Source organism: Clostridium sp. UBA3061, assembly GCF_002367465.1.
Taxonomy (GTDB): Bacteria; Bacillota; Clostridia; order Clostridiales; family Clostridiaceae; genus Clostridium_J; species Clostridium_J sulfidigenes.
Genome location: NZ_DFCF01000010.1, coordinates 40,025 through 53,103, shown reverse-complemented (window position 1 = coordinate 53,103; position 13,079 = coordinate 40,025). Strand labels below are relative to the sequence as shown.

Here is a 13,079-nt window from a genome sequence, read left to right as displayed (position 1 = left end):
ATAATGGAATATAAAGGAAAAACCTCAGATATAACTGAGGTTTTTATAATTCCTAAATTAAACTTTTAAAGGATCTATGGAGCCTGTGAAAAAAGCTCTGTAAATTACTTCAAATCAGAATGATTTGATATTATTTTATTGACTATACCATATGTTATAGCATCATCAGAACTTAACCAATAGTTTCTATCAGTGTCTTTTTCAACTCTTTCTAGTGGTTGACCAGTAGCTTCACTTATAATTTTATTAATTCTTTTACGAACTCTTAATATTTCTTCAGCTTCAATACCGATGTCTGTAGCTGGACCATTAAATCCTCCTAATGGTTGATGAATCATATATCTTGTATTAGGAAGAGAATATCTATTTTCTTTATCAGCTGCAAGATAAATTGTTATACCAGCACTTGCTACCCAACCTGTACCTATCATTATAACTTTTGGGGTAATGAACTTTATCATATCATGTATTGTATCTCCAGCTTCAACATGCCCTCCTTGACTATTTATAAATATTTTAATAGGGTCATTTCCCATTTCTTCAAGGATTAAAAGTTGAGTAACTACTTTTTCTGCTAAAGATTGATTAATCTCACCAGAAATAACTATAGTTCTTGATTTCAATAATTTTTCCATGACTATATTGGGTGTGTCTTTTGAAATTTCCTCTTTTTCGCTCTCTTTACTATAAAAAATCATATTATTTTCCTCCTCTAATCTTAAATATATTTAAGTTATGAATATATAGCTGTATATTTCTATAACCTAGTAGTTGGATTTAAATTGATTAATACGAAAAAATTGCGACTATATTATGAATCCGTTTTTATAATTTACTATATTTGTTTTAGTAATAACTATACTAACACTAATTTAATTTTTTTACAATATTGTTTAAAAAAACCGGTAAATTATAGTAACTAAATATATATTATAAAAGTAATAGGAAAGATATGATTTAGCAGTATTAAAATTACCTTTTTATTTAAAGCAACTTTAGGTTGTCAAATTTGTTATACTTAATTGGTAGAAGGATGATAATATTATCAGTATACTTATACAAGAGGTGATTAAACAATGAGTTTTCAAGAACAATTGCAAACACTTAGAAAAGCAAAGGGTCTATCACAAGAAAAGTTAGCTGAAGTTTTAGGGATATCAAGGCAAGCAGTTGCAAAATGGGAAGTGGGTCAATCTTATCCCGATATAGCTAGACTGATTGCACTAAGTGATTATTTTAAAGTAAGCATTGATAAACTAGTTAATGATTATGAAGAAAATTGCCGCTTATGTATAGAAGAGCATAGCGATAATCATATAAATGAAAATATAATTGATTTCTTATGTAGGGCTAAAAAAGCTACATATGCTGGAGAGGGGACAGAGAGTGAATCTTCAAGACCAAATTCTCATGATTTAGAATATACAGAAGGAACTTTAAAATATATAGATACATATATAGGTGGAGAGAGGTTCGCAGGAGAGGAAGCACTATGGCAAGATGATATTCCATTTTGGTCAATGAATTATATTGGGAGAGTTTTAGATGAAAGATTTTCAGGGAGTTTTTTGAAGGAAGTTTTGAGTTTAGTAACTAAGGAGAATCCATATAGAGGTCCTGTTATTTATCAAAATGGCCAGTATAAATATCATTGTATAATAAATGGAGAATTTAAATGGTTTCAAGGACATGAGGAAATATACTTTGATCATATCAAGGTTTATGAATGTTATTTCCATGGAGGAACAATTAAATAGTTAAAATAAATATAAGAGGGATGAATATGATTATGAAATTAAACAGAAATGATTTATGTTGGTGCAGAAGTGGATTGAAATATAAAAACTGTCATTTAGAATTTGATGAAAAGTTAAGCAATTTGAAAAGAAAAGGTCATATAGTACCAACTAGAAACCTTATAAAAACAAAAGAGCAAATTGAAGGAATAAAAAAGAGTGCTGAGATTAATAATGGTCTTTTAGACTTAATTAGTGAAACCATTAAGGAAGGCATGACAACAGAAGAAATAAATAAATTGGCACATGAATATACAGTATCCAATGGAGGAATTCCAGCCACTCTTAATTATGATGGATTTCCTAAAAGTATTTGTGTATCAATAAATAATGTGGTGTGCCATGGAATACCTAGTAAAGATGTAATTCTAAAGAATGGTGATATTGTAAATGTTGATGCAACAACTATACTTAATGGATATTACTCAGATGCATCAAGGATGTTTATGATTGGTGAAGTAGATGAAGAAGCTAGGAAATTGGTTGAAGTAACTAAAGAATGTTTGAATAAAGGCTTAGAAGCAGTTAAACCTTGGGGATTCTTAGGAGATATTGGAGCTGCAATTCAAGAATATGCAGAAAGTAATGGTTATTCAGTAGTTAGAGAATTCGGTGGACATGGAGTAGGCTTAGATATTCATGAAGAACCATTTGTTTCTCATTTGGGAAAAAGAGGAACAGGTATGGTTTTAGTACCTGGTATGGTATTTACCATTGAACCAATGATAAATGCTGGAAGTAATGAAATATTTATAGATGAAGATGACGGGTGGACTGTTCTTACCGATGACGATTCTCTTTCAGCACAATGGGAGCACACAATTCTTGTAACTGAAGATGGAATAGAAATAATTGCTAGATAGATCATGTGATAAAAGCCTGTAGGAAAAGAAACGTAAAATGAAATCTATTATAAAAGAAAGCTAATAAAATAATGGGGAATCTTTTGTATTAGCTTTCTTTAAATCTAGAGTAAGTTATATTAATGAGGGGATAATTAATTAAATTGTAGTAAATACTTCTTCTTCAGAAAGTCTTGATTTAGGTAATTGTGCATTGAAATCATCATTAGCTTTGTATCCTAAAGGAACTAATGCTACAGCGGTGAATCCTTTTTCAGTTAATCCTAATTCTTCATTTAAAACTTTAACATCAAATCCTTCCATAGGTACTGCATCTATTCCAAGAGCAGCAGAACCAAGTAATAAGCTACCCATATTTAAGTAAACTTGTTTATCCATCCAATATTGTAAGTCATTGTAGTCATTTTTATGGAAGTTAACAAATGTACTACGTCCTCCATGCATACCATTTTTGATTTCTTCGTTAGCAAAACGTCCATCTTGATCTTCTTTTTCTAAGATATGTTGTAAGTAATCTTCATCCATTGAAGTTCTTGCACAAAGTACAACTATATCTGATGCAGTAAGTACTTTTTCATCATTAAAAGCGTAGAATCCTTGAGTACTTTTGCTTATTTGTTTTTTCCCTTCTTCACTTGAAGCTATTATAAAATGCCATGGTTGAGTATTAACGCTTGAAGCACTAAGTCTTAAAAGTTCTTTAATTTGTTTCATATCTTCTGCTGAAATTTTTCTTGTATTATCAAATTTTTTAGTTGAGTAACGTCTTTCCATTATTTCTATTAAGTTCATATTATATATCTCCTTTTAATTCAAAAATAGTTTATATTAATTTTATAAATTTTCAAAGGCTTACTTGTTTGCCGCCCTTGTATGCTATAATAATATCAACATACTGTTATATGAACAAGTATGCACTTAAAAGTAAGTACTATCTAAAAGGATAGTGATATCAAAAAGGAGAGTTGTATGAATAATAAAGAAATAGAAATAAAAAATTGTAGTGAACTGTGCCCTATGGAATTTGCAATGACTCAGATATCAGGGAAATGGAAACTAGTTATTTTATGGCATATTTATGATAGTGAAGTTATGAGATATGGTGAATTAAAAAGAGCTGTAAGTGGAATTACAGATAAAATGTTAAGTAATCAGTTGAAAGAGTTAGTTAGTGATAACATAATACATAAGGAAGTTTATGAAGAGATTCCGCCAAAGGTAGAATATACTTTAACTGAATATGGAAAATCATTAATACCTATAATGGAAATGTTATTTAAGTGGGGAAAAGAACAATTAATAAGATTAAATAATGATAAATAGCTTTTAAGTAAAATTGATAATAATAATTTTAAAAGTTAATTATAAAGGAGAGAGTTATGAAGCATGTAGAGCATACCTTTGAAGCTGTATTTGATAAAAATTCAAAAATTCTTATTTTAGGAACATTGCCATCTGTTAAATCAAGAGAGGTGGATTTTTATTATGGTCATCCACAAAATAGATTTTGGAAAGTTATTGGAGCAATAACTCGATGCTCTGAATATAGAACTATTGAGGAAAAAAAGAAAATGTTATTAGAAAATAATATTGCAATATGGGATACAATAGCTTCTTGTGATATCATAGGTTCAAGTGATTCTAGTATTAAAAATGTAGTCCCATCAGATTTAACTAGTATTTTAGATAATAGCAATATTAAAAAGATATATGTTAATGGTGGCAAGGCATATCAACCTTATAATAAATATTCATTAAAAAAAACAGGAATAGAAGCTATTAAACTTCCATCAACTAGTCCTGCAAATGCAAGATATAGTCTTGATAAGTTAATAGAAGAATGGCAAGTGATTGTTTAATGAATACCACTGGTTATACTGGTGGTTCAAAAAGCTTTTAGCTATAAGTAGAAAAAAAGAACCCTCTTTGATAAATAGAAGTAGGTTTGCCAACCACATCTAAAATCAAGGAGGGATATTCAAGCAGATAATAAGGAATATGTAGAAGCAGTAGAATTTTAGAATTCTGCTGTTTTTTTATTGTAGGTACATGCTAAATAAAGGGAATATTTTGTTAATATGGTATAGATTTATTGAGCAGTGGAGAGTGAGGTGATACAATAAAGATGTTATTGATTAAATTTAAATAATAAGGATAAGGTAAAGCAATATCAAGACAAAAGGTACATTGTTATAAATAGAATAATAAAATTGAAAAAGATGAAGGAGTAATATTATAAATATCAATTATAATAAAGGAGGAGCTTAAATGAAAATTGTTAAATTAATAAAATATATAGCTATAGTTATTATTTGTTCTATACTTGATATGACACTTCATGGAATAACTTCGGAGATTAGTCCTTTTCCTAAAATTGCAAACTTCAGTTTTCTTGTTAAAACTATTGGAGCTGTTGGAGCAGCTACGGTATGGATTCTGGTTGCTTTTTCCAGTGTAGCCTATGTGTTTTATAGATATGAAGATAAAATTCTAGGAATAAAGATTGGAAAAGGACTGCGATATGGTAGTGCAATAGGTTTATTGTGGTTATGGGGTATGATGGAAGGTGTTTCTTTATCGGGTAATACTTTAACACATGAAATTGTAATGGGAATTTGTGATGCTGCACCGATAGTATTGATGGGATTATTATTAGGTAAATTTACAAGTGACTCCAGTCATATTAAACAAAAGAAGAGGCCTTTTAATAGCGGTAACATATTTTTATCTATTTTCATTTTTTCTATAATCTTTTTATTTGGACGTTACTTTTTCTATTTTACAAAAATTATAGATTCAGGTTATGAGAAAAGACCTTATTTTACTTTTATTTGGACTTTATTAATGGGTACATGTATAGGTATCGTATATCTATTATTAGGTAATACTACTAAATCACAATCAAAGCCTTTAGGTGCAATAAAATTTGGGATTACAATATTCGGGATTAATTGGTTTGCCTTTCTTATTTTTATCCCAATTATATTTTCGGGGGCGTTTATTGATACACTTCTAAGACTTGGTATTGATATATTGCTAGTTAGTTTAAGCTGTTATTTATCTGAAACCTTAATAAAAACTAACTGTTATAAAAGGAAAGTTCATAGTAGTTTACACAATTTGGAATTGTATGGTGGTGCAGATGAAAGGGAATAGTAAGAGCGCTATTAATTAGAAAAGGAAAGAGGCCTAAACTTACACCATTAATGGGATAGGTTTAGACCTTTCAAGTTTAGGTAGAATCTGTTCTACCAAAGGTATTAGGTAGGGCAAAAAAACAAATTCTAAAGCTTTTCAAAGGTAACAGGACGTTTTAAATTACCTAGGAAAATAGGATGTGTACAATTCTTATAATCACTAATTAGTCTTGTAGTCGCTATTTGACTGTTATCATAGGTTTTAAAATAATATTCACAGGTGTTTGTGTTTATAAATGCAGTATATTTAGTGTAATCACAAGTACCTTTATCTGTAAGAACAATTCCCCTTGGAATTGAAACACTCTCCACAATGTGGAAACAAGTCATTATTGCATCGACTCTATCTTTAGGTACTTGACTATGGGTTTTTAGAAAGGCTGTTCTAACAAATCGTTCTGGAGAGGTGTATCCACCAGGTAATAACATTGTTCCACCAGCCTGACCAAAGGGTGTTAACTCAACATTCTCCCAACAGGTTTTCTTTTCTTGGATTGTAGATAATTCCATATAATTTCTTAGATTAGTCATATGCCACATAAAATCTGGACTATTAGTCATAACTCCTATAGGATTATCAAATATCTCAAGCCCATTTCTTGTTTGCTCAATAACTACACATTTACCACTTTTATCAGTTGCAATCCAATGAAGAGGAGCAGCCGTTTTAGTAACAGGATCGGGAAGACCTATGACACATATATTTTTCAGTATCATACCTAGTTCATCTACTGAAGCACACCGCCCTAAAATATAATGTAGAAAATCCAATGATGCAATAGGCTCTTTATTCTTATCCTCTACTGGTATATCATAATCGGCATAACCCGCAAAGTATAGAGCTGCGGCAGCAAAGCCTCTTTCATTTACCCCATCAAAAAAGCCTAGCACATTATCAGCTTCTTGCCCGATACCTATAAAGTTATAGCAATCATTATGCTTTTTCATGGTAATAGGATTATACCATGGGTTATTTCTAGGTATTATAAAAAATCCAGGTTCTATATCGTAAGAAAAATCCATAGTCCTACAAAACAAATTTTCCATCTGTAAAGATTTTAAAGTAAACGCTGTACACATATCTACACCTTCTTTTTTATATATCTATACTATAGTATTTACAACTTTATAATTTTTATAATATTATAATATATGTTTAGAATATGTTAAAGTTACGATACTTAGTTTATTTAGATCACTGGAATGTTGCAACTCAGTAGAATTAACTTAATTAGCTAAATATGATGAATCTTATCACTGTTATTTTAATGCTATATAAATATCAATATCTGCATTTTCAAAGTCACTATTTAGGTATTCCTCAAAGTCACCTGTAAAGCTTCTGTCTAAGTCCATTTTCCAAATTTTGTCCCAAGCTTTTGCTACTGCTGTTTCCATGTGTCCATGGACAGAGAATTTTGCATATTTCCCCGCAGGAATGATTTTTGTTGTAAACTCACTGTTTTCTGATTTTGATACTTCGTTGCCTGCGGTAACAAGATAACTGTTTTCTGTATAATCGGAATAAAGTCCAATTGCATATTCATTTACCTTATTCTTGATGTTTGCATTGATACCACTTTGATATAAATCAACCCAAAGCTTGCCGATTTTCTCACCCATTTTAGGGTCTTCGTTGCTCGTTGTCACACTTACACCAACAATAATTTTTTCTTCAAGATTTACAATTTCATAGTTCATTTTAACTACCTCCATATATTTGATATATTTATAATAAATCAAATAATATGTCAACAGTATGTCATATTATAAATAATTGTTCATCATTTTTTGTATTTCTTCTTTTATGGAGTTTCTTATGTCCAATGGTTCTAATACCTCGCAATGGCTACCAAAAGAAGCTATATAAGGAAATAGCCATTCACCCATAGGATAAATTGTTTCAGTTATAAAACTGTCGTCAACTTCTTTAGTATAATTATCAAACTCGTCATATACTCGAAAAGCCATTTGGGGAGACAGTTTTAATTTCAAAGTGATATATTGCTCATTAAACATGTTGTCCTTCTTAAATATAGGTTCCATAACTTTTCGATGAAAATGTTTATCTGTAACCACAATATCCTTTATACGACTTAGTTTGAAAAATCGAAAATCCTGCCTTAAAGTACAATAGGCATATAAATAACGTGCCATACCTTTAAAACAAAGCTTTAAAGGTTCTACATCTCGTGTAGTTCTTTCGCCTTTTCCGCTTGAATAAGTAAAACTCATTATTTTCTTAGATAGGATTGCTGATTTAATATCATTAAAGAATTTAGATTCGTTCTCTGAATTGTACCAGGATGAAAAATCCACTTCAATCCAATCGGAGTTATTCTCTCCAAATAGGCTGCCTAATTTTTGTAATGCAGAATCTGTTTCATTAAAATTGATTGCACCAACTGCTTGTAGTGAGGATAAAATATCAGACTTTTCTTCTTCGGTTAATACAGCTTTGTTCAGCACAAATTCATCTAAAATAGATATTCCGCCACCTTTGCCTTTGGTCATATAAACAGGAATACCTGCTGATGATAATGTTTCAATATCACGATAAATGGTTCTACTAGAAACTTCAAACTTCTCTGCAAGTTCTCTTGCCGTAACAGTTTTTTTATCAAGAAGTATATATATTATTTCAAACATTCGGTTGATTTGCATATTTTCACCTCTATCATATTATAGCACATGAACATGACATCACTATGTCATATTTATATACTGTCAAATAAGGAATGGTAGCCACATTATGGCTACCACTTATAAGTTTGAGAAATCCCCTTTACAGATGAGATGTATTCCGTTGGTGACATTCCAGTTAACTTTTTAAATTGTTTGGAAAAATGCTGCAAAGAATTATAAGAAAGAAAATATGCGATTTCAGTGATATTCATATTCCCATCACGAATAATTTCCTTTGCGCGCTCAATCTTCATATATATGAAATAATCAATTACTCCACAGTTTTTATTTTTGTGGAAGAGTGAATGTAAGGTAGAACGGCTGATAGAAAATTCATTGCAAATATCTGAAATTTTAATTTGCTCACAAATGTGTAGCTGCAAATAATGCAAAATTTGTTCAAATACATAGGATTTATTAGAGCTATCCCAAGACTGTTTTGTAACAGAAGGTAGGTTTTTAACTTTTTCATCATCACAATGATGCCTCTTTATATGAATTAGAAATTGTTCCAGATATAACAAAATCAATTGTTGTGAGCCAAAAGGTGCACTAGTAGAGAGTTTTACTTGTTCAATGGAAGGGATATGGAGTGGAGTTGAAAATGCAGCGCGCGCTTCTGAAATAATTTTTGCAATTAAAGTTTTTTCTATAGAAGACAGAGTGGTAACTTTACCAGTAAAAAAATCCATTGATGGGGAATTGCACAAAAATGAAATTGCCACTAAATTAGGCGATTTCCTTCCTATTGCCTTCACAGCGTGAAATTCATTTGGTCTATGAAAAATCATATCTCCAGCATAGAGCTGATAATGCTCAGAGGCTGCTTGTACCATAACTGTTCCTTTGTCTACATATAGGAATTCCCAAAAATCATGAGACTCACCATGGAAAACAAAATCTTTCAAGTATTCAAAATAGTGAATGGTGATGATTTCAGTGATTTCAAATTCTTTTTTTAATCTAGTACTGATATAAGCCATACAACCAACTCCTTGCTTATGAATTATTATCAATTTATTTTAGCAAATATAACAAAAGAATACAATTTAACAAATAGATATTTTGGATGATATAACAATTATACTGGATGATTGTATAAGCTAAATTTTAAAAAAAACTATACAATATATGTAACAGTATGGAAGTTATAGAAAAGGTCTTCTCTATGCACATAGAAATACCTTTTAAAATATGAATGGAGAAAATAGAAATAAATAGGAGGAAATAAAATGAGTAAAAAATTAAAGGTAGCATTAGCTGGACTTGGTAGTAGAGGAAAAGACACCTATGCATTAACTGCTAAATTATTCCCAGAGAAAATTGAAATTGTAGCAATTGCAGACATTGATCCTGCAAAGGTAGAAGATGTGGCAAGGGAGTATAACATTCCGAAAAGGGCATGCTTTTACAGTGCAGAAGAACTAATTGCTCAGGATAAGCTAGCAGATGTTATGTTTATTACTACTCAGGACAAGGAACATGTAAGACAAGCAATCCCGGCCCTTAGAAAAGGCTATCATCTGTTATTGGAAAAGCCAATTTCACCAGACCTTGATGAGTGTAGGGAAATTGTAAAAGTAGCAAATGAATGTGACAGAAAAGTGGTTGTATGTCATGTGTTGCGTTATACACCATTCTATACAAAATTAAAAGAAGTAATTGACAGCGGTATAATTGGAGAAGTAGTTTCTGTTATGGCAATTGAAAATGTGGGATATTGGCATCAAGCACACAGTTTTGTACGTGGAAACTGGAGAAACTCAAATACTACTAGCCCTATGATATTACAGAAATGTTGTCATGATATGGACTTGTTATTATGGCTCACAGGTAAAACTTGTAATTCTGTATCTTCCTTTGGAAGCACCTATTTATTCAAAAAAGAAAATGCACCGGAAGGAGCAACGAAGCGTTGTATGGATGGATGCAAAGCAAAAGCAAATTGTCCCTTTGATGCAGAAAAGATTTATATAACAAATGAAAAAACTGGTGTGGCAAAGGGGAATACAAAGTGGCCTGTTGATGTATTGACCCTTCATCCTACTGTAGAAAGTATTACAGAAGCAATTCAAAGTGGACCTTATGGAAGATGTGTATATTACTGTGATAATAACGTAGTAGATCATCAGGTTGTAAACCTAAATATGACAGATGGTGCCACCATTTCATTGACAATGAGTGCATTCACTGCTACAGGTTCACGTTATCAGAAGATTATGGGGACAAAAGGAGAAATTGTTGCAGATTTGTCTGAAAAAACTATTAAAGTAACACCTTTTGGAAAAGAAACTGAAGTAATGGATATATCTAAGCTATCAACGGATTTTTCTGGTCATGCAGGGGGAGACAATCGTATGGTGGAGGAATTCATTGATATGATTGCAGAGGATGGAGAACCGACTAATGCCATTACATCAGTAGATAAATCCGTAGAAAGTCATTATTGCGCAATGGCAGCGGAACAATCTAGGCTGGCAGATGGCGTTGTGGTTGATTTGGATACTCTAAGAAAATAAAATGGCATGTAGTAATTAAGTAATGAATTTAACATAGATTAATATAAAGAAAGTATTGAAATATAGGTGGTAATATGAATGAAACAACATTAGTAGTAATGGCAGCTGGTATGGGAAGTCGTTTTGGGAGTTTTAAACAGCTAGAGCCTGTGGGTCCAAATGGGGAAATAATACTTGATTTTTCAATATATGATGCAGTAAAAGCAGGCTTTTCAAAGGTAGTTTTTATTATAAAAAAAGAAATGGAAAAGGATTTTAGACATGTTATCGGCAAGAGAATTGAAAAGATAATAGATGTAGATTATGCTTTTCAGACACTAGACAAAATTCCTAAGGGGTGTTCTATCCCTAATAATAGATATAAGCCATGGGGAACAGGGCATGCTGTGATTTGTGCTAAAAGTGAAGTTACCACTCCCTTTATGGTAATAAACGCAGATGATTACTATGGTAGCCATTCCTACAAAATAGTTGGGGATTATTTATCTCAAAATAAAGGTATGTGCATGGCTGGGTTTAGACTAAAAAATACACTAACTGAAAATGGCATGGTAAGCAGAGGATTATGCGAAATAGAAAAAGGGTATTTAAAAAGTGTGGTGGAGCATACATCTATTGATAAAAATAGTGGAATACCTCTTGATACTATAGTATCTATGAACATGTGGGGGTTTGACATTGATATATTTAATGTCCTTGAACAGGACTTCACTCTGTTTTTAAATGATTTAAAAAATCCATTAAAGGATGAATTTTATCTTCCGTCAGTAGTTGATAATATGATTAAAACACAAAGTGCAAAGGTGAAAGTACTTGAGACATTAGATAAGTGGTATGGAGTTACATACAAAGAAGACTTGTCTATAGTTAAAAATGCTATAAACCGAATGATTAGAGAGGGATTATACCATGGAATATAAATTGCATCAGGTTTTAAAACAGTTTAATATTAACACTGAAATGAGCTCTTATGGTAACGGATATATAAATGACACATATATTGCAAAACCATATATATTGCAAAGAATCAATAGTAATGTGTTTAAAAATCCTGAGGGTTTAATGGAGAATATTGCAGCTATAACAGAGCATCTGAGAAAGAAAATCCTTCTTAGTGGAGGAAATCCTGACAGGGAAACACTAACAATAATAAAAACTAAGAATGGTGAAAAGTACTATAAAACCAATGAAAATGATTATTTCAGGGTATATAAATTTATAGGTAATGCAGTGACCTACGATCAGGTTGAAGATCCTATGCAATTTTATTATGGCGCCAAGGCCTTTGGTAAGTTTCAAAATATGTTGTCTGATTTTCCAGCAGGTAAATTATATGACACAATACCTAATTTTCATAATACAGCCACAAGGTTTGAGGATCTGTTAAAAGCAATTGAAGATAATAAATGTGGCAGATTAGAAGAAGTGGGAAAAGAAATTGAATTTGTAAAAAAACGCAGAAGAGATGTGAGCATTATATTAGATGCAATGAAAGATGGAAGCATTCCTCTAAGGGTAACACATAATGACACTAAGCTGAATAATGTTATGATAGATATAGATACAGGTGAAGGGGTATGTGTAATTGATTTAGATACAGTAATGCCAGGGTCACTTCTCTATGACTACGGCGATGCACTGAGATATGGAGCTTCTAGCGGAAGGGAAGATGAAACAGATTTATCAAAAATATGGTTTGATATGAATCTGTTTAAGTATTTTACAAAGGGATATTTTCATGAAGTATTACCTATACTTGTGCCAAAAGAGATTGAACTTATGGCGTTTTCTGTGAAACTTATGACCTTTGAATGTGGTATAAGATTTTTAACGGATTATTTAAATGGAGATACCTATTTTAAAATTCACAAGGAGAAACACAATCTTCATAGAGCAAGAACACAGTTTAAGCTGGTTAGTGATATTGAAGGGAAAATGGATATTATGAATAAGATAATAGGGGAACTTATAGAGGGTAATTAGAATGATAGCCACTTTAGGATAGGTTGCTTATTAATA

14 protein-coding genes are annotated in these 13,079 nt (G+C 31.3%); 8 read left to right on the top strand and 6 right to left on the bottom strand.

Features of this window, described 5'->3' with window-relative positions; translation table 11 throughout:
- Positions 1 to 104: 104 nt before the first annotated feature.
- Entirely contained in the window at positions 105 to 698 is a 594-nt protein-coding gene (locus tag B2P65_RS07865; protein ID WP_346846719.1) for an ATP-dependent Clp protease proteolytic subunit, read from the bottom strand.
- Between the two features lie 378 nt (positions 699 to 1,076).
- Here B2P65_RS07865 and B2P65_RS07860 point away from each other — a divergent pair, with 378 nt between their 5' ends.
- Both B2P65_RS07860 and B2P65_RS07855 read left to right on the top strand, forming a co-directional pair.
- Positions 1,077 to 1,757, top strand: coding sequence for a DUF5680 domain-containing protein (locus B2P65_RS07860; protein WP_346879944.1), 681 nt, complete (start codon positions 1,077 to 1,079; stop codon positions 1,755 to 1,757).
- A 32-nt stretch (positions 1,758 to 1,789) separates the two neighbouring features.
- Entirely contained in the window at positions 1,790 to 2,659 is an 870-nt protein-coding gene (locus tag B2P65_RS07855; RefSeq protein ID WP_346880104.1) for a methionyl aminopeptidase, read from the top strand.
- Between the two features lie 138 nt (positions 2,660 to 2,797).
- Here the strand turns inward: B2P65_RS07855 and B2P65_RS07850 are convergent, their stop codons facing one another.
- Positions 2,798 to 3,451 carry an oxygen-insensitive NAD(P)H-dependent nitroreductase NfsB gene (locus B2P65_RS07850; RefSeq protein ID WP_035134070.1) on the bottom strand — a complete coding sequence of 218 codons (654 nt, stop codon included), beginning with the start codon at positions 3,449 to 3,451 and terminating at the stop codon, positions 2,798 to 2,800.
- A gap of 177 nt (positions 3,452 to 3,628) precedes the next feature.
- On the opposite strand from B2P65_RS07850, the gene B2P65_RS07845 reads away from it, so the two are divergent.
- From B2P65_RS07845 to B2P65_RS07835, 3 genes are all read left to right on the top strand, one after another.
- Entirely contained in the window at positions 3,629 to 3,982 is a 354-nt protein-coding gene (locus B2P65_RS07845) for a winged helix-turn-helix transcriptional regulator (protein WP_035134068.1), read from the top strand.
- A 56-nt stretch (positions 3,983 to 4,038) separates the two neighbouring features.
- Positions 4,039 to 4,518 carry a DNA-deoxyinosine glycosylase gene (locus B2P65_RS07840; protein WP_346879943.1) on the top strand — a complete coding sequence of 160 codons (480 nt, stop codon included), beginning with the start codon at positions 4,039 to 4,041 and terminating at the stop codon, positions 4,516 to 4,518.
- Positions 4,519 to 4,927: 409 nt separating this feature from the next.
- A complete protein-coding gene (locus B2P65_RS07835; protein ID WP_346879942.1) occupies positions 4,928 to 5,815 on the top strand; it encodes a hypothetical protein in 888 nt (295 codons plus the stop codon).
- A 128-nt stretch (positions 5,816 to 5,943) separates the two neighbouring features.
- Here the strand turns inward: B2P65_RS07835 and B2P65_RS07830 are convergent, their stop codons facing one another.
- The 4 genes from B2P65_RS07830 to B2P65_RS07815 all read right to left on the bottom strand — a co-directional run bounded on the left by B2P65_RS07830 (position 5,944) and on the right by B2P65_RS07815 (position 9,524).
- Positions 5,944 to 6,936, bottom strand: coding sequence for a choloylglycine hydrolase family protein (locus B2P65_RS07830; RefSeq protein WP_346879941.1), 993 nt, complete (start codon positions 6,934 to 6,936; stop codon positions 5,944 to 5,946).
- 180 nt (positions 6,937 to 7,116) lie between these two features.
- Positions 7,117 to 7,557 (bottom strand): GyrI-like domain-containing protein, encoded by a 441-nt coding sequence (locus B2P65_RS07825; RefSeq protein WP_346879940.1) that lies wholly within the window; start codon positions 7,555 to 7,557, stop codon positions 7,117 to 7,119.
- 66 nt (positions 7,558 to 7,623) lie between these two features.
- Positions 7,624 to 8,520, bottom strand: coding sequence for a YafY family protein (locus tag B2P65_RS07820; protein ID WP_346879939.1), 897 nt, complete (start codon positions 8,518 to 8,520; stop codon positions 7,624 to 7,626).
- Positions 8,521 to 8,612: 92 nt separating this feature from the next.
- Entirely contained in the window at positions 8,613 to 9,524 is a 912-nt protein-coding gene (locus B2P65_RS07815) for an AraC family transcriptional regulator (protein ID WP_346879938.1), read from the bottom strand.
- 249 nt (positions 9,525 to 9,773) lie between these two features.
- On the opposite strand from B2P65_RS07815, the gene B2P65_RS07810 reads away from it, so the two are divergent.
- The 3 genes from B2P65_RS07810 to B2P65_RS07800 all read left to right on the top strand — a co-directional run bounded on the left by B2P65_RS07810 (position 9,774) and on the right by B2P65_RS07800 (position 13,043).
- Positions 9,774 to 11,060: a Gfo/Idh/MocA family oxidoreductase gene (locus tag B2P65_RS07810; RefSeq protein ID WP_346879937.1), complete on the top strand. Its 1,287-nt coding sequence runs from the start codon at positions 9,774 to 9,776 to the stop codon at positions 11,058 to 11,060.
- A 74-nt stretch (positions 11,061 to 11,134) separates the two neighbouring features.
- A complete protein-coding gene (locus B2P65_RS07805) occupies positions 11,135 to 11,980 on the top strand; it encodes a sugar phosphate nucleotidyltransferase (protein ID WP_346876847.1) in 846 nt (281 codons plus the stop codon).
- Positions 11,970 to 13,043 carry an aminoglycoside phosphotransferase family protein gene (locus tag B2P65_RS07800; protein WP_346876846.1) on the top strand — a complete coding sequence of 358 codons (1,074 nt, stop codon included), beginning with the start codon at positions 11,970 to 11,972 and terminating at the stop codon, positions 13,041 to 13,043. Before B2P65_RS07805 ends, B2P65_RS07800 begins: the two co-directional genes overlap by 11 nt.
- The last annotated feature ends 36 nt before the right edge of the window (positions 13,044 to 13,079 follow it).

What these genes read in the sequence shown, in the direction of transcription:
- B2P65_RS07865 (WP_346846719.1), bottom strand. Translation starts at nt 698, where the DNA reads ATGATTTTTTATAGTAAAGAGAGCGAAAAAGAGGAAATTTCAAAAGAC.
- B2P65_RS07860 (WP_346879944.1), top strand. Translation starts at nt 1,077, where the DNA reads ATGAGTTTTCAAGAACAATTGCAAACACTTAGAAAAGCAAAGGGTCTA.
- B2P65_RS07855 (WP_346880104.1), top strand. Translation starts at nt 1,790, where the DNA reads ATGAAATTAAACAGAAATGATTTATGTTGGTGCAGAAGTGGATTGAAA.
- B2P65_RS07850 (WP_035134070.1), bottom strand. Translation starts at nt 3,451, where the DNA reads ATGAACTTAATAGAAATAATGGAAAGACGTTACTCAACTAAAAAATTT.
- B2P65_RS07845 (WP_035134068.1), top strand. Translation starts at nt 3,629, where the DNA reads ATGAATAATAAAGAAATAGAAATAAAAAATTGTAGTGAACTGTGCCCT.
- B2P65_RS07840 (WP_346879943.1), top strand. Translation starts at nt 4,039, where the DNA reads ATGAAGCATGTAGAGCATACCTTTGAAGCTGTATTTGATAAAAATTCA.
- B2P65_RS07835 (WP_346879942.1), top strand. Translation starts at nt 4,928, where the DNA reads ATGAAAATTGTTAAATTAATAAAATATATAGCTATAGTTATTATTTGT.
- B2P65_RS07830 (WP_346879941.1), bottom strand. Translation starts at nt 6,936, where the DNA reads ATGTGTACAGCGTTTACTTTAAAATCTTTACAGATGGAAAATTTGTTT.
- B2P65_RS07825 (WP_346879940.1), bottom strand. Translation starts at nt 7,557, where the DNA reads ATGAACTATGAAATTGTAAATCTTGAAGAAAAAATTATTGTTGGTGTA.
- B2P65_RS07820 (WP_346879939.1), bottom strand. Translation starts at nt 8,520, where the DNA reads ATGCAAATCAACCGAATGTTTGAAATAATATATATACTTCTTGATAAA.
- B2P65_RS07815 (WP_346879938.1), bottom strand. Translation starts at nt 9,524, where the DNA reads ATGGCTTATATCAGTACTAGATTAAAAAAAGAATTTGAAATCACTGAA.
- B2P65_RS07810 (WP_346879937.1), top strand. Translation starts at nt 9,774, where the DNA reads ATGAGTAAAAAATTAAAGGTAGCATTAGCTGGACTTGGTAGTAGAGGA.
- B2P65_RS07805 (WP_346876847.1), top strand. Translation starts at nt 11,135, where the DNA reads ATGAATGAAACAACATTAGTAGTAATGGCAGCTGGTATGGGAAGTCGT.
- B2P65_RS07800 (WP_346876846.1), top strand. Translation starts at nt 11,970, where the DNA reads ATGGAATATAAATTGCATCAGGTTTTAAAACAGTTTAATATTAACACT.